This window comes from Pleurocapsa sp. FMAR1 (genome assembly GCF_963665995.1).
In the GTDB taxonomy this organism is placed as follows: domain Bacteria; phylum Cyanobacteriota; class Cyanobacteriia; order Cyanobacteriales; family Xenococcaceae; genus Waterburya.
The window spans coordinates 519,250-536,001 of record NZ_OY762512.1; the positions used below are offsets into that span (position 1 = coordinate 519,250).

General features: G+C 41.4%; 14 protein-coding genes. 5 read left to right on the top strand and 9 right to left on the bottom strand.

The features are described from left to right. Positions 1 to 42 precede the first annotated feature (42 nt). The 5 genes from SLP02_RS02645 to SLP02_RS02665 all read right to left on the bottom strand — a co-directional run bounded on the left by SLP02_RS02645 (position 43) and on the right by SLP02_RS02665 (position 7,424). Positions 43 to 3,183 (bottom strand): cyclic nucleotide-binding domain-containing protein, encoded by a 3,141-nt coding sequence (locus SLP02_RS02645; RefSeq protein WP_319419100.1) that lies wholly within the window; start codon positions 3,181 to 3,183, stop codon positions 43 to 45. Then, the gene (locus SLP02_RS02650) at positions 3,180 to 4,625 is read right to left on the bottom strand and encodes an MFS transporter (protein WP_319419101.1); all 1,446 of its coding nucleotides are present in this window, start codon (positions 4,623 to 4,625) and stop codon (positions 3,180 to 3,182) included. The genes SLP02_RS02645 and SLP02_RS02650 overlap by 4 nt, the downstream gene beginning before the upstream one ends. 290 nt (positions 4,626 to 4,915) lie before the next feature. Continuing rightward, on the bottom strand, positions 4,916 to 5,383 hold the full coding sequence (locus tag SLP02_RS02655) for an anthrone oxygenase family protein (RefSeq protein WP_319419102.1): 468 nt from the start codon (positions 5,381 to 5,383) through the stop codon (positions 4,916 to 4,918). Between the two features lie 45 nt (positions 5,384 to 5,428). Next, positions 5,429 to 6,058 (bottom strand): FMN-dependent NADH-azoreductase, encoded by a 630-nt coding sequence (locus tag SLP02_RS02660; RefSeq protein ID WP_319419103.1) that lies wholly within the window; start codon positions 6,056 to 6,058, stop codon positions 5,429 to 5,431. Between the two features lie 193 nt (positions 6,059 to 6,251). Then, a complete protein-coding gene (locus tag SLP02_RS02665) occupies positions 6,252 to 7,424 on the bottom strand; it encodes a transposase (RefSeq protein WP_319419104.1) in 1,173 nt (390 codons plus the stop codon). Between the two features lie 151 nt (positions 7,425 to 7,575). On the opposite strand from SLP02_RS02665, the gene SLP02_RS02670 reads away from it, so the two are divergent. Next, positions 7,576 to 8,460 (top strand): AraC family transcriptional regulator, encoded by an 885-nt coding sequence (locus SLP02_RS02670; protein ID WP_319419105.1) that lies wholly within the window; start codon positions 7,576 to 7,578, stop codon positions 8,458 to 8,460. 21 nt (positions 8,461 to 8,481) lie between these two features. Here SLP02_RS02670 and SLP02_RS02675 read toward each other — a convergent pair whose 3' ends face one another. The 4 genes from SLP02_RS02675 to ntcA all read right to left on the bottom strand — a co-directional run bounded on the left by SLP02_RS02675 (position 8,482) and on the right by ntcA (position 12,016). Continuing rightward, the gene (locus SLP02_RS02675) at positions 8,482 to 9,288 is read right to left on the bottom strand and encodes a class I SAM-dependent methyltransferase (RefSeq protein ID WP_319419106.1); all 807 of its coding nucleotides are present in this window, start codon (positions 9,286 to 9,288) and stop codon (positions 8,482 to 8,484) included. Positions 9,289 to 9,300: 12 nt separating this feature from the next. After that, positions 9,301 to 9,729 carry a pre-16S rRNA-processing nuclease YqgF gene (locus tag SLP02_RS02680; protein WP_319419107.1) on the bottom strand — a complete coding sequence of 143 codons (429 nt, stop codon included), beginning with the start codon at positions 9,727 to 9,729 and terminating at the stop codon, positions 9,301 to 9,303. Positions 9,730 to 9,852: 123 nt separating this feature from the next. After that, a complete protein-coding gene (locus SLP02_RS02685) occupies positions 9,853 to 11,271 on the bottom strand; it encodes a DUF3084 domain-containing protein (protein ID WP_319419108.1) in 1,419 nt (472 codons plus the stop codon). 67 nt (positions 11,272 to 11,338) lie between these two features. Beyond that, on the bottom strand, positions 11,339 to 12,016 hold the full coding sequence (ntcA, locus tag SLP02_RS02690; RefSeq protein WP_319419109.1) for a global nitrogen regulator NtcA: 678 nt from the start codon (positions 12,014 to 12,016) through the stop codon (positions 11,339 to 11,341). Positions 12,017 to 12,184: 168 nt separating this feature from the next. Between ntcA and fabI the strand changes: the two genes are divergently transcribed. The 4 genes from fabI to SLP02_RS02710 all read left to right on the top strand — a co-directional run bounded on the left by fabI (position 12,185) and on the right by SLP02_RS02710 (position 16,711). Continuing rightward, the gene (gene fabI, locus SLP02_RS02695; protein WP_319419110.1) at positions 12,185 to 12,961 is read left to right on the top strand and encodes an enoyl-ACP reductase FabI; all 777 of its coding nucleotides are present in this window, start codon (positions 12,185 to 12,187) and stop codon (positions 12,959 to 12,961) included. Positions 12,962 to 13,498: 537 nt separating this feature from the next. Beyond that, positions 13,499 to 14,140 carry an imidazoleglycerol-phosphate dehydratase HisB gene (hisB, locus tag SLP02_RS02700; RefSeq protein ID WP_319419111.1) on the top strand — a complete coding sequence of 214 codons (642 nt, stop codon included), beginning with the start codon at positions 13,499 to 13,501 and terminating at the stop codon, positions 14,138 to 14,140. Between the two features lie 708 nt (positions 14,141 to 14,848). Further along, entirely contained in the window at positions 14,849 to 15,586 is a 738-nt protein-coding gene (locus tag SLP02_RS02705) for a dienelactone hydrolase family protein (protein WP_319419112.1), read from the top strand. Between the two features lie 129 nt (positions 15,587 to 15,715). Further along, positions 15,716 to 16,711: a S1 RNA-binding domain-containing protein gene (locus SLP02_RS02710; protein WP_319419113.1), complete on the top strand. Its 996-nt coding sequence runs from the start codon at positions 15,716 to 15,718 to the stop codon at positions 16,709 to 16,711. Positions 16,712 to 16,752 lie beyond the last annotated feature (41 nt).

Genomic DNA, 16,752 nt, shown 5'->3' on the forward strand with positions numbered 1-16,752 from the left:
TAACGACTAAAAACTAACAACTAATAACTACGGCGCAGCCGTTTATCCCTTTGGCGTTGGACGCATTTTTTTTGCAGACATATACTTGTCTGTTTCCCGTAGTCTTTGACTCAAAAAACGACAGAGTTCTAGAATAATATGAGGACGCTGAGAAATAAGGCTAATAAAGCGTTTCTTTTCTAAGCTGAGTAAGATAGAGTCTTCAAGAGCGATCGCGCCATCCCAACGAGGAGCTTCATCAAACAGCGCAATTTCGCCAAAATATTGACCTGTGCTTAATTGTTTGATTTCCTGTTGTTCACCATCAAGCTGCTTGACAATTTGTACTTTTCCTTCGGCAATAATATAGAGGTAACTGCCCCAACTTCCTTCGGTGTAAATAGTTTCTCCTACCAAAACCTGTCTTTGTTCTAAAGCCCGATCGATGGGAAAGAGTTCATCTAGGGAAAGGTTTTTAAATAAGGCGATGTTTCGTAATAGAAGCAGTCGATTCATAGAGGTGCTAACGGGAGAAGTAAGCCGATCGGCAGGGAAGAATATTTCTTGTGCTACTGATTGTACGATGGGATCGGGATCTTTGAGTAAAGCGGTGGGAATGACTGCCAAGGCTACAGATGCACCCGTTTTAATCCAGCGATCGCCAGATTCTAAGGCTTCTAAGAGTATTTTATAGCCTTTTTTCCTCAGCCATTGGGGAGTAGGCTCGATCCTTACCTCAGATTTTTCGGATACCGTTTGCTCTAATAAAGGTATCAGAGGTTGAATAAAACGACGATGACTAATTGAAGAAAGAACTTCTACGGCGTTGGCTAAGTCGCGGCGATCGCTAGTTGCCAAAACTCGCGTTACTAAATTAACGGTACGGGAATAGCCCAAACAGGAAAGGATATATAAAACCTTTTGTAATAGACGTTGCTGATAGTCTTCAATTGCCACTGCTAGTAGCTTCCAGCTTGGATCTTGGGCAGGTATTTGCTGTTGCCATCTGCGGATACGAGCTAAATTCTGAAATTCTGGGGTGAGATGCTTATACAAAATTTCGTTAGCCTGTTTGCTCTTTACTTTACCAATAGCTGCGATCGCCGTATTAACTACATGAGGATTATCAGCAGTTAAGTTATCTTTGGCTACAGCTAAACCTGATTTACCATAGGCTGCCAGGGTATTTGCTACCTGTTGGCGAACTTGAGCATGGCGATCGCTTAATCCCTCAGCTACTGGCTTCAGCATTTGCGGACAACGGGTAATTTCTAAGAGTTTAAAGGCTGCAACCCTGACCATTGGTTCAAAATGATTGATTTCGGCTAGAGCAATTTTGGCTATATTATGATCTTGAGGATGAGCCAAGCTTGCTAAAGCAGTTAGAGTTTCTTGTTTAACTTCTGGACTTACCTGGGGCAGTAAATATTCAATTAGGGTAATAAATTCTGGATTTTGGCTATAGCGAACTACACGAGCGATCGCTTTAGCGGTGGTATCGGTTATTTCTGTCTGCCAAAACTGTTCGGCAACACTAGAGTCTAAATTCCCCCCATTGGTGGTTTGAAATGCAGCAATTAAACCCAAGGTTTTTACTTCTTTGTCTCGATCGACAATTAACGTTTGCAGTTGCTTGGGTTCAAAATTGTATTTATTGGTGATTAAAACTTCTAAACTAGCTGCCCTAGTCTGGGGATTGCGATCGCTCAAAAGATGGGCAAACTTTTGCAAAGTTACCCGATCGAGATTACTGCTAAACAACTTTAATATTCCCTGACGCAGTGAGTTATCAGCATCAGGCAATAAAGCTTCGATTTCAGCAAAAAACTGTTGGGGATTACCTACACTGGCAGCTAATTCTAATCCTTTAATTTGAGTATAGCGATCGCTATCTGTCAAAAACTCTCGAATTACATTACTTGATTGAGGTGGTAGTTGAGTTTGCTCATCCCTAAAGTCATCTAAATTAATACTATCAGAGCGAATCATCTCTTCTAAACTGCGGGTATAAAATCTGCCCATGGGCAACCGCACCAGCAACAGCAACACTGTTAAGCTAATTGCCAGTAAAGTAATTTGCTCTAAGCTTAAATAAAGATGGCAGATCCACAGCACTACACCTGCTAGAGTTAGTCCCAGCGAATAAATCAAACCATCGCTTAAAGCCCGAATACGCCCTACATACTGATGGGGAATGCCGTTATAGTTCAGCTGGTGTACAGGTAGGTTAATTGATTTATATAGTGCGTCGCCGTTGATTTGTAAACCAATTCCCGCAGCTAAATTAAAGTTAAACAGTAGTCCGCCCAAACTTAAAAGAGTGGTAATCGGATAAAGCGCATTTAGCCTAGCTACCCCCACCCATTTGAGCAAAGGACGAGTAATACCATAAAGAAACGCTACCTGAATTAGGGAAATAATCATCCGCATCAGCCCCAGAAAACCCGTCAATTCTGATTCTTTAAAATGTTGACCATAAATATTAAACCAGAGAAATTCAGAGCTTATGTAAATAATTACCAGTAAGAAAGTGCTTGCTGCGATAAATAAGATTAAAGGATAGCGTTTGGTCAAATCGGGCAGAGTTTTTAGAGATTCGAGAATACTTAGATTAAATTCTAGGGGAGACGTTTCTAAACGTCGCTGAGACTTTTCTAGATATACTAGTTGCCCAAAAGCGATCGCCATAAACAACGGTAAACACAACAGTAATTCTTGACTAGGAAAATAACGAGACAGCAAAATAGTTAAACCACCACCAACTAAAGTGCCTACCGCTTGAGCAATCCCAATATAGGGGGCATTTTGCTTGTATTCTAGGGTAGTGAAATAGTCTGTAAGTAGCCCTGGATAAAGAATATTATTATTAAAATCCCACTGAAAAAAGATAGCGATCAAAACAACATAATAAACCCAATCTAGGTCGATATCGAGCAGTAGTCTCAGCCCGATCATAGTGACCATAGATCCCAGCAGTACATAGCGAAATACTAAAGGGCGACTATAGCGATCGGCTATTTGCGAAAAAACGCCATAAATGGGAAAAGAACATAAGCCAATCAAAATAAAGACAATAGGGAGTTTGCCTGCCCCAACATGACTGACAAATAGAGAATTGGCGATCGCCATAGCAATGACATTATAGGTCAACACCGTAATCGCTAACAGTAAGAGTTGAGTTAAACGACCAAACTGATTAATCATTTTACTTGTTCTGTCGCAGAATTAGTTTCGTCCCCACTAGAAGCCATATTCTCTTGAGTTTCTATGGCTTGTGCCTCCAGCTTCAAATCATTAACGGGAGTTGATTTGATTAGTAAAGTTAATCCCGCGGCAATAATTAAAAATATTCCGCCCATTACAACCGCTAGCAGGTGATCTTCGTGGAGTAAATGCTGCATTACCCAACCCAAGCCAAGAGAAGCGACAATTTCTGGTAAGACAATAAAGAAGTTAAATATTCCCTGATAGATTCCTTGACGCTGAGGTGGGATAGAATCACTTAACATGGTGTAGGGCATAATCAGCGCGCTTGACCAAGCTATACCCAAACCGATCATTGCCAAAAGCAAAACATATTGATTGCTAATTACTAATAAAGAAATTAAGCTTGTCCCGCCGCAAAGCAAGCAAATACTATGGGTTAAAGGGCGACCAAGACGTTGAGCAATTCGAGGTAATAAAAAAGAAAAGCCAATACAAACAGCATTATACAAAGCAAAACAAATTCCTGCCCATTCTATACCGTCGCTATAAATAACCGAATTTTGGCTGGTTGCCCCAAAGATATTGCGCGCCACCGCAGGAGGAAAATAAAGAAAAAAGCAAAATATCCCCAACCAAGTAAAAAACTGTACTTTGGCAAGCTGCTGCATTTTGACTGGCATCTTGCCCAAAGTCTGCCAAGTTTCTCGTAGGCTGCTGTAAATCCCGCTACGTTCAGCTTTTAACTGCTCAAACCGAGCTAAATTTTGCGGTGGATATTCGGAAGTAGTCACAATTGTCCACAAGACAGTACCCAAAAATAATACGCTGCCGACATAAAAAGAGACTTCCACCGTTAGGGGTATTTTATGTAGAGAATTTCTGGCGTTACTTACGTGGAGAATGTGACTCAAGATCCAGGGCAAAGTCGAAGCCGAAACCGCCCCCAAACCTAGCATAATGCTCTGCATCGCAAAACCTTTGGTTCGCTGCTCTTTTGGTAACAAATCGCCGACAAATGCTCTAAAAGGCACCATGCTAACGTTGGCACTAGTATCTAAAATCCATAATACCCCTGCTGCCGTCCAGATATTGTCACAGTTTGGCATCAATACCAGAGAGATAAATGCCAAAATTGCCCCGACTAAAAAATATGGTCGCCTTCTACCCAAAGGAGTCCAGGTATAGTCACTGAGATTACCGATAATTGGCTGGATAAATAAGCCTGTTAAGGGTGCAGCTAGCCAAAGAATCGGTAACTGGTCGGCATCTGCCCCTAAAAGCTCAAAAATAGCACTCATGTTTACCATTTGGAGTCCCCAGCCAAACTGAATACCTAAAAAGCCAAAATTCATGTTCCATAGTTGCCAAGAGTTGAAGGGAGATTTGGAAACGGGTTTAAATGTGTTCTCGGCTACATCAGGGTTTTGAGAAATGGACATAAACAGGAATTGATAAACTGTGAGTCAGTCTTAAAAATCCAGTATTACACTCATTCCTAATAATTTCAGCAATAAAACAATAGCAACGCCCAAGTTAGTTAACTAACTTGGGCGCGAGTGATTTCTTATAAGCCAGCTTTTTATAAATGTTAGCTGGCGGTATTTATATTTATATCCTGATTTTAAACCGCTATTTAAATCTAAAATATGATCTCGATCGCATTACGAATATGATTTTAAACTTAGTATTGGCGATCGCGCTCACAAACCATCTATATAAATATAACTGTTTAATAACGTAGAGCGATCGCCAATGCCGTTGTTGCTGCTGATGCTGCTATTGTGCGAACATGATTCCAAAGTGTCCAGTTCGTTAGGTATTCAGCCCATAAACTCGCGCCTTCAGCACTACTCCGATCGACTTTTGCTAGAGCATCGTTTAACGGTACATTGAAGGCGATCGTTACTCCTACCGTGCCAACTATATAGAGTAAGCTACCAACCAGTAAGTAGATTGAAGCTGAATAATGCCATTTTAAAAGGCAAAAGATAACTAAAAACAAGCAAACTACAGCCGTACCAAACAATGCAGTCATAAACAAGGGATTAATCACTGTAATATTAATAGACTGCATGGCAAGAATTCCTTCTTGCGGTTTGAGTCTGGCAAGGGCTGGCATTACAAAAGTTGAGAAGGCGAAAAAGACTCCAGCTACTAGCCCGCAGCCTAGTACCGCGAAAAGTTTTAATGCAAACATAAAATCTCCCGTGGATTATTATTAAACACTCCTTGCAGTAATCCTTTAACTCTTAACCAGTTGAGCGATTTGAGTACGCGCAGAAGCGATCAATTCGGCTAACTTCTTCTGTCCATAATCAGTCTTTTCAACATGAATAAATGTGATGTCGGTAATGCCAATAAATCCAAACAATGACCTCAAATAAGGATCGTGATGATTCATGTTCTCATAGTGTCCACCAGGTTCAAAACCAGAATCCCCTCGGGCTTCGATGACAAACATTTTTTTACCTAGTACAAGAGGTTTAAGATGAGCAGAGTCATTTGGTTCAGAGGCAATGGTTCGCCCTATCCTTACAATCTGATCGATATAAGCCTTGAACGTACTAGGAACGCTGAAATTGTACATAGGAACACCCATAACGTAGATGTCGGCAGCTAAGAATTCGTCAACAAGGCGATCGCTTAATTCAATTGCCTTCCACAGTTCGGGTGTGCGCTGTTCGGGTGGGGCAAAAGCTGCTGCAATCCAGGGTTCATCTACATGAGGAACGGGATTGCGTCCAATATCGCGATAGGTGACTATATCATTCGGATATTTATGCTTCCATTGTTCGATAAATTCCTTGGACATTTGGCGAGAGAGAGATCGCTCTCCTCTGGGACTAGAATCGATGTGTAATAAATGTGCCATAGTTTTTCCTGAGTAATTACTTCCAGCTTAGGCAAACTACTTATCCTGGACTATCAAATTCTGGTGAAACTATCAAAATCTTGTGGTCAATATTGAGATTGATTTAGTCTGCTACATTTGACTGGGTGGCGGTAACTTAGCAAATCAAAGATATAAACCTGGCTGATGGACACATCTAAATAACAATTTGAATTTAAACAGAACATTTTAAAGAACGCACGCGAGAAAAAAGTAGTCGCTCATAATAATCAGCTTCAGCACGGTGACTAGCAAAACATCTTTCTCTGTCTTGATAAGGTAATGGTAGTAGCTTGAGTAGCTGTCTATTTTTATAGATAGTTCCTCTCAGCCAACGAAGACCAATTTTGAGATAACTCAAGCCTCGGCAACAATGAACGTCAACTTGTGTTCTTAATCCAGATAATTGAACTGTAGTACCCATTACGGTGCTGTAAAGAATCGCGATCGCTACCACTAAGTAAAGACGACTTAATTTAGAAGCAGTCCGAAGACGAGAATCAGCCAAACCAAAAACTCCAGACTTGCTATCCAAAAATAGCTCTTCTACTCGAAAGCGTAAACCGTACTGCCAAAAGGTATTAAGAGTTGGAGTTTCATCAGTAATTACTGTCCAAGGTTCTGCTGCGCCCATTGGATAAGCATGAGCTAGATTTACTCTTTCAATTCCTGATTCCCAAAGTCGAACTTGATGATACATTTTAGCTTCACCTTTGACCGTTCTTAATTGAGAAACAGGACAAGCACGCCAACGATGAACTCCGTGAATTAAGGTATCGCTAGGAATGCGAAGGCAATAATGCCATGTTCTTTTATTTAACCATTTTAATAATCCTTGATGGGCAAATCCTCGATCTGCTAAGAGCATGACATCATCGTGATGACGCAGCAACCAAGATGCCTTTCTTAATAATTTTCGATAGACAGTAAAAGAAATTGTGGCACTTTTATGTTCCTCAACCTGCCATAGAAAAGGAATGGCTCTGCCACCACAAATAATTGAGAGATGAATCATGCAGTATTGATTCCAGAGTACAGTAGTATCTAATGCTAGGTATATTCTCTTATCTGACCAATGTTCGATTGCTGCCATCACTAAAGGTAGATACAATTTTTCTTCATCTATTCGACTATTTTGTAAAAAACGACTCCATCTCTTTTGATAACTTTCTGCTTTATTGGCACGACTGACAACAAATGGCTCCCATTCCGTTAAATGAAGGCTTTGACTCATCAAAACTCCTACCACCATCCAACTCAAAGTAATTAGATGTCTATAGTCTGAATAATTAGTGTGTTGACCTAAATATTGCAATAGCTGATGATGAAAAGGTGGGTGTGATGTCATGATGCTTCACTGGTTTTTCGCAATCTCAGTGTCTCATGCTTCTTGCCCATTTTCTTTGCCAGTTCTACTTTTCAGCTACTTGTGTCTATCAGCCAGGATATAAACTCTTCCAAAATGAATACAATCAAAAAAGATAAGTTGAGTTTGCCTTATGAAAAATCCAGTTAAGCAACAGATAGAATGTAACAACTTACCAATTCTGTCCAGTCAAGATCGGGGTTGGGAAAATATTCTAGTCGAACAATTTCAACACCCTGCTGGAGAAGGAAGAACTTGCTACACTAAAGAACACGCAATTTGTATATCTCTTGCTCCGCGTCCAGTACGCTTGTTACAAAATAAAGGAGGCAAAGTTTACGCAGGACTTTATGGCAAAGGAGACATCTCCATAACCCCTGCTGAAACGGCATTTTTTGCTCGTTGGGACAGTGAGGATCGCTTTGTGCAGATTCGGATCTCATCTAATTTTCTGCAAAACATTGCTAGAGAAACTCTTGACACCAATCCCGATTGCCTAGAAGTAATCTCCGAATTTAAGACTCGCGATCCTCAGATTGAGTCAATTGGTATGATGCTACTTTCTGAACTCCAAGAAAATTTAGGCGGTAAGCTTTATATCGAATCATTAGTAAATGTTTTAGCAGTTAATTTACTTAGACAATACTCTACGACTCAACCTCGTCTGGCAATTTACGAAGGTGGTTTAAACGAACCTCAACTGCTGCAAGTTTTAGAATACATTAATGAGTATCTAGAGCGAGAAATTAAGCTCGCAGATTTAGCTCGATTATTAGACATGAGTCAATTTCATTTCAGCTATTTATTTAAGCGATCGCTGGGAATACCCCCGTACCAATATTTGCTCCAGCAACGAATAGAACGAGCAAAGCAGTTATTAAAACAAAAAGAGCGATCGATTATGGATATTGCCTTAGAGTGTGGGTTCAATAGCCATAGCCATCTTAGTAAACAGTTTCGGCAGTTTACAAGCATGACACCCAAAGTCTATAGAGCAAATCAATCGAACACACACTAAAGTTTCTGGTAGCTTTTAATTTTACTTATAGGCTCGAACATATAACGTAGTACAATCTTGCCATACTCCTTCATCCGTAACACGATCGGCGATCGCTTTCTGATATCCTACTAACAATAATTCCTTTTGTGCTGCGGTTAAATTAGTTAAAGGATTACCTCTAGGGAAAAATCCTTGTCCATGCCAGTGAGTATCATAACGATTAGTTAGCGATCGTAATCTCTTGGTGCGATCGACTTCAATTTCTATATTTTTGAACCCATATTGTTGTAATTGCCAGCGACACTTTTCAGGAGTCCATAAAGGGCGAATTATGTGGGGCAAATCGATATTAAGTAATTCTCGACACAACCTAACGTGAATTTCCGCCATGTAAGAGGTTTTATAAGGAGTGGTAAAGACTAAACAGCCTCCAGGTTTTAACCAGCTATAGCATTTACCTATTATTCCAGGAACATCAACAATATAAACGATCGCCGAACAACAAAAGATTAAATCGAATTGTTCGGCATCAAATTCAATTGATTCGATATCTTTTTGAATTAATTCCAGATTATCTATACCGTCTGCTGCAATTTTTTCTCTTGCCTGCGCCAGCATTCCTGATGAAAAATCGACACCAATTACCGAACCTGTAGGTGCCACTTTTTGCGCTGCGGAAATAGCTAATAATCCTGTACCTGTAGCAATATCTAAAATGCTTTGTCCAGGTTCTACTAAAACAGATGATAATAATTTCTTCGCTTCTCTTGGGTGCTTTTCTCCTTCTGTATCGTAGCTAGTTCGACTATCAAAAAAATCAATTACTTGCTGTTTGTAATCTGCCATTGTTTCTATTGTTTAAGATTTTTGAGTTGCCAAATATCGTTCAATTAAAATGATAGCCACGATATCATCAACAGGACGAGGAGGAACTCTTAATCCTTGGGGAATAAGACGCTGTAATCCCTTAGGGGGATACATTGACCAATAGCGATCGCCAGCCTCTAGAGTACTATTTTTCTCATCTATCGTCACTAAGGGACATTTGTTAGTCAAGTTAGATTCAATTTGTTGACCCCAGCTTTTTGAAGTAGTGCCATCGCCCATAACAATTAAGTTAATAGTAAACTGCTGACATAACTCTTCAATTTTGGCGATCGCGCTGACAGAATCAATCACCTGATGATAAGCAACTTTTTGCTTACTATCCATCACCGCCAGACCGCACTTATCCCTGCCAGGATCTAAACCAAGAATTATAGGTTGTAAAAATTTTAAATTATTCACTTGTTAACTACTACTATCTTATTTCTAAAAGCTAAAAGCTAAAAGCGCAGCGCGTACGCGCTGCGTGCAGCTAACAGCTACGAACTAATAACCTATAATTTTACCGATTCACATTCAACGATCTTAAGTGCTTAAAACGATTTCGCCATCGCGTATGACTACAAAATTGAGCTTTAGTGGTCCTGCGGTATAGGTATTTTCTTCCACTACAGCTTTAATTTCATTAATAGGCTCTTCTTCTCTAATCACTTTGTTCATGAAGTTAACAATACTTTCTACCTGATTATCGCCTATTTCTATTTCACCCAATGTTCCTGCTCTTTGAGCGCGAAATTTGGATACTGCCAGCAACCAATTAAGCCTTTCCTGTACTTCTTGGCGAGTGATGTTACTAGAATCAATAGACACTGTGGCTATTTCTTCTCCTGCGGCAAATACTTGTTTATTAAGAGCCAAGTCGGCAAAAACTCTTACTTTTTTTTCTCCTTGGACATAATTACCCGCCGAGATAATCCTCAAAACATAATCTTGACCATCTTTAATTTGTTCTTCTAACTGTTTTACCTGAGAACTAGTAATTTCCACTATGCGCTGTTGTGGGTTAGTGCCGCTGAATTGAATTGCCTTGAGTGCATTGCTGTTAGCCTGCCTCAATATACTATCAATCGCTGATTTTGTAGCATGGGAATCGACAACTGTTACTACAGCAGAAGATAATACCTGACCTTTGACAATGGCAATTCTGTTCTCTCGTAATTCTTGATAAGATTGCTCTAAGGCTGCCACGTTACGAGATAGATAATCTAGCTCTGATTCTAACTTTTCTAGTCTTTGAGTTCTCAATTTTAAGCTTATTTCAGCAGTTGCGATCGCCTCATCTAACTTAGCAATAGAGCGATCGCGCTCTTGCACTTGGGTTTGGAGAATTTGCTGCTGTCCTTCTAGTGATTGTAGACGTTTTTCTTTTTGCGTCAGAACTCGATCTTGCTGCTTAATTTTTTGTTCGCGCTCTTGCAGTTGACCCTGTAATTCTTGACTTTGCTGCTGTATTTGACTAAGCTGCCGTTGTTGCTTTGCTCTTTCTGCTAGAAGACTATCTAACTCCTGCTTGAGTTGTTTAGCCTGCCCAGAAGTTTGTTTTAACTGTTGTTTCGACTGAGCGAAATTTTGATTAATGGCATCGAGGTTGTCAACCGCTGCAATTTGCTCATTTTTGACTTGGGCAAGCTGCTGTTGCACCGCTGCTTTTTCTTGCCTTGCCTGTTTTAATTCTCCTTTAATCTGGCGTTTTTCTTTGAGGATATCGTCTAAATTAAAAATTCCCTTACGCAAAGAACTGCTCAAGCTGAATAAAATGCCCAAAGTCAGAGCAGAAATTAGCATCCCCGTAACCCAAGTAATAACCATCGCTGTTTGGCGAGGACGCAGATTAAACAATCTAAGCTTGGCTTTGCCAATCTTTGTTCCTAAACGATCGCCAGATACTGCAACAATACCGCCCAAGAGAAAAATTGCTGCAATTAAAATGTAGGCACTCGTCATTAGAAATGATTAAAAATAAATTTTCAGTGACAATTTAACCTTTTTAATCGAAATGGCTTGAACATTATTAAGCAAACTGCTGACTCAATGCTATAGGATTATACACGGTTATTTTTTTCTTGTGAATGGAAACCATTTCTTTATCCCGCAGGTCACCTAAAAGCCTAGTCACCGTTACTCTTGTCGAACCAATTGCTTCGGCGATCGCTTGATGAGACAGTTTTAGATCAATTTTAATACCTTCTTCGGTTGGCATACCAAAGTCACGACATAATATTAACAAGAAGCTAACTAAACGCGAACCCATATCCCGATGAGCCAAGGTTTCAATCATCATCTCTGTTTGTAAAATGCGCGAAGATAATCCCTTTAACATTAGCAAAGATAATTCAGGATTTTCTTGCAGGGCTTTTTCTACCTGTTCAATGGGGGCAGACAAAAGTTCGACGGGGGTAAATGCTACTGAATGATAAAAGCGATCGCTTTTCTGTCCAGTAATTAAAGAAAGCACGCCAAACACGGTATTTTCTTTGAGTAAAGCTACTGTGATTTCTTCTCCTGCTTCATATACACGGGATAGCTTAACCGCACCTTTGAGTAAAAAATATACTCTTTCGGCAGGATCGCCTGGAAAAAAGATAGTTTTGCCACGTTCAAAACTCTCCACAATGGGAGGAAAAGAACCGCGACCAAGTTTACGGAAGACTGATGATAAGGGCTGGTGTTGTGTCAAAGGAAGTTCCATATAACCTAAAGTTAAGCTTAAGATACCTTATTGATAAATTGTGCTACATAACTCTATATTCTCACATTCCAAACCCAAATTTTTTTCTTACTTTTAATAGATGCGATTAAATTTACTTTCCCAGGCAGTTGTAGGATAGATAATTGCAACTGAAATTGGAAAACGACCGTGCTAGATTTAACAGGAAAAAATGCTTTTGTTACAGGAATAGCTAACAATCGTTCTATTGCTTGGGGTATTGCCCAGCAGTTACATAAAGCTGGTGCCAATATAGGCGTTAATTATCTTCCCGATGAACGAGGACGCTTTGAAAAAAAAGTTAGAGATTTGGTCGAACCACTTGCTCCCAGCATTATTCTTCCCTGTAATGTGCAGGATGATGAATTACTCGACTCGATGTTTGCCGCGATCGCCGAAAAATGGGGCAAACTAGATATTTTGGTTCACTGTCTGGCTTTTGCTGAAAAAGAAGATTTGACAGGGGATTTTTCTGCTACTTCTAGAGCGGGTTTTGCTAAAGCCTTAGATATTAGTAGTTATTCCCTTAACTGTCTGGCGGTTAGAGCTAAACCGTTAATGACCGAAGGCGGTAGTATTGTAACTCTTTCTTATTTAGGGGGAGTTAAGGTTATTCCTAACTATAATGTGATGGGAGTGGCTAAGTCTGCCTTAGAAATGAGCGTGCGCTACTTAGCTGCCGAACTAGGTCAAGATAATATTCGCGTCAATGCTATTTCGGCAGGTCCAATTCGTACCTTGGCTTCATCGGCTGTGGGCGGCATTTTAGATATGATTCGCCATGTAGAAGAAACTGCCCCTTTACGTCGAACCGTAACCCAAACCGAAGTAGGTAATACCGCAGCATTTTTGTGTAGCGATCTTGCTAGCGGCATTACAGGTCAAGTTATCTATGTTGATTCGGGATATGAAATCATGGGAATGTGATCTTTTTAGCTTCTTGCGTATGGAGCCTCGCCCTCGACAGTTCCTTCAACGGGGGGAACCCCCGCAATGGCTACATGCGGAAGTGCGCCTTTGTTGAAGCGATGGCTGCACAACGCGAAGCGTTGAGTACAGCGCATCCGCGCCATCGTCTGCGGAGCACAAAGGGCTTGCCAGACATGCGGGCAAACCCCCACCGCGAGAGTGGAATAGCGCTTGGGTCTGTTGCGGACGGCTGTTTTGGGGACAGAATACTCTGACCCAACCTCGACAGTTCCTTTAAGCGGGGTTTCCCCGCCAACGGACTGTCTCGCAAAACACGCCTTGGCTTCCCCCCGTTGAAGAACTGAACCAAGACAGCCCTTTAACTCAGGGCATCGAGAAGCATTCCCTTGCGCAGTAGCGGCGACGCGGGGTCTTCTCTCATTTCCGTGCAGCAAAGACCGCCTCGCTTCGCTTTTCACGCTGTTAGCTGTTAGCTGTTAGCTTTCAGCCTTATTAGGTTCATAATTAAAACAGACTGCATATCAAGGAGTAATAATGCAACTTAGCGATCGCGAAACAGCCTTAAAGAATAATCATGATCTAAGCCTAGGTAGAACAGCATCTATTAGCCGTACTACTGGAGAAACAGATGTTCAGGTCGAGTTAAATATCGACGGTACGGGCAAATGTCATGCTGATACTGGCATTCCCTTTCTCGACCATATGTTAAACCAAATTTCTGCTCATGGTTTAATCGATCTCAACGTCAAAGCCACTGGAGACATCGAAATTGACGATCACCATACCAATGAAGACGTAGGTATAACTTTAGGCATGGCTTTAGCTAAAGCTTTAGGCGATCGCCAAGGCATTGTCCGTTTTGGTCATTTTGTTGCTCCCTTAGATGAAGCTTTAGTGCAGGTGGCACTAGATTTTTCAGGCAGACCGCACCTTAGCTATGGTTTAGAAATTCCTACCCAACGAGTCGGCACTTACGATACTCAGTTGATCAGAGAGTTTTTTGTAGCAGTGGTCAATCATTCTCAAATGACCCTCCATATTCGCCAGATAGACGGCATCAATTCGCATCACATTATTGAAGCAACCTTTAAAGCTTTTGCCCGTGCAGTTCGCATGGCGACAGAACCCGATCCCCGCCGTGGTGGTAAAATTCCTAGTTCCAAGGGAGTTCTTTAGCATTGAACATTGCGAGACACCCTCGACAGTACGTGCGTACAAGTACGTGCGGACAAGTCCTTCGTTCGTCTGCGGAGGGAAAGCCAAGGCGCGTTTTGCAAGACAGTTGCGTTGCGGGTCTGCGACCCATTGAGCAAACTGTCGAGGTTGAGTGGGAAGCTTCCCACTCAAAAGCCGCCGTTCCTGCAAGGCTGTCTCGCAAAACCGTTGCGGTGAAGCAGTTGCGGTGGTGAAGCATTGCGGTCTTGGGGGTTTCCCCCATGAGCAAATGCTGAAAGGGTTCCCCGACTTGAGCAAACTGAGGAAAGACCCCGCGTCGGCGTAAGACGCAAGGGAATGCTTTCCGATGTCGAACCCGAAGGGGGGTTTCCCCCGTTGAGCGGAGGAAACGCTCCCGTTTAGGGAGCTTGTTCCACTCCGCTGTTGAGGTACCTGCGACCAAGGGGTACCCCCCGCAGGTAGTACCCCTTGGTTGTCGAGGGCGAGCAAACTGTCGAGGGCGAACATTGTAGGGTGGGCAAAAAATAGTTTTACATTTTATCTATTATTAAGCTTTTATTGCCCACCAAATAGCAATCAGAATATTAGTAGGGTGGGGAAATTAAATTGTGTATTTACATCAAAAGTATTTTCCCTGCCCACCAAGAATAGGCAGTGAATAAGTAAGCAGTTAGGAGCGAACGGTTGTTCGCCCGTATAGTAATCAATATGGAAGTAGCAATATCTAGTGATTGGATCAAAGTTCCCAATCAAGAGTTAGAAATGGATGCCTATCTGGCAATACCCGAAGCATCAGGTACTTATTCTGCTGTGGTGGTGATTCAAGAAATTTTTGGCGTAAACGAACATATCCGAGATGTTACTAGAAGATTAGCCAGAGAAGGATATGTTGCGATCGCACCTGCAATCTATCAGCGTCAAGCACCAGAATTTGAGGCAGGCTATACGGATGATGACATGAAGTTGGGCAGAAAATATAAAGAGCAAACTCAAGTCAGTGAGTTGTTAAGCGATGTTCAAGCTACAATTAAATATCTCTATACCTTGCCAGAAGTTAAACAATCAGGAGTAGGGACAATTGGCTTCTGCTTTGGTGGTCATGTAGTGTATTTAGCAGCTACCCTCAAAGATGTGGCAGCGACGGCATCTTTTTATGGCGCACAAATTGCCACCTGGTGTCCTGGAGAAGACGAACCAACTATAAATATAACCAAAGATATTCAAGGCACAGTCTACGCCTTCTTTGGCACGGAAGATCCCTTGATTCCTAACGAACAAACAGAGCAAATAGAGGCAGAGTTGAAAAAACAAAATATTCCTCATCAGATATTTCGTTACGAGGGGGCAACTCACGGGTTTATGTGCGCTCGCCGAGAAAGCTATAGTCCTGATGCAGCTAAAGATGCTTGGAAAAAAGTGCTAGACTTGTTTAGCCAAAAACTATAAGTAGTTTACAATTTACTCAGTTTCGTTTGTCAGATCGACATTCTAACTTATCCCGCTTATTGTGGGATATGCTTCTAGGCAATGGGGAGTTTGAACTCCTATCCGTTTATATTTACCATTCACTTTATTATGTCTGATTCAACTTCTGCCCCTAAGTCTGCTCAAGCTTTCTCTATGGAAGATTTTGAGAATGCTCTCCAGGAATATGACTATGAATTTTCTAAAGGACAAAAAGTGCAGGGTACGGTAGTTCAAATTTCCTCGGAAGGGGCGTATGTTGATATTGGTGGCAAGTCTCCTGCTTTTGTACCTACCAACGAGGCTGCTTTGGGTTTCGTTGATAATTTGGCTGAAATTTTACCCGTTGGTGAAACCAAAGAATTTTTGATTATTCGTGAACAAGACTCTGAAGGACAAGTTACTCTCTCTGTTCGTCAGATGGCATTAGATCAAGCTTGGGCAGAAATCAAAGAAATGGCAGAAACTAGTAAGTCCACTCAAATAAGGGTTACAGGGGCAAACAAAGGCGGTATAACAGGCGAAGTTATGGGTCTTAGGGCATTTATTCCGCGATCGCACCTGCAACAACGTGATAACCTAGAGTCTCTTACGGGACAACTTCTTACCGCTACTTTTTTAGAAGTTAACCAGGAAAACAGAAAGCTAGTTTTATCTCAGCGAGACGCGATGCGCGCTGTGGCAATGAACAACATTGTCGAAGGGGCATTAATGCCAGGCAGAATAGTTAATATTAAGCCCTATGGTGTCTTTGTCGATCTCGAAGGGGCAACAGGTTTGTTACACATCAAAGAGATTAGCGGTGCGCGGATTGAATCTTTGGATACTGTGTTTACCGTAGGACAAGAAATCAAGGTGATCATCAAGCAAATTGATGAGGTGCAAAATCGGATGTCTCTTTCCATTAAAGCTTTAGAAGGATATCCAGGGGAGAATACAGAAAAACTAGAGCAGGTAATGGCAAACGCTGAGGAAAGATGGGAAAAAGCGCAAAATCCTGAACCAGAACCAAAGGAAGCTAAACAAGAAGCCCCAAAAGAAACTAAACAAGAGTCCCAAACTCCTGAATCTAAACCACAAGAATCTGCACCAAAAGCTGAGTCTTAACTGCCCAGTACTTAAACAACCTACTTGAATAGAATTTAGTA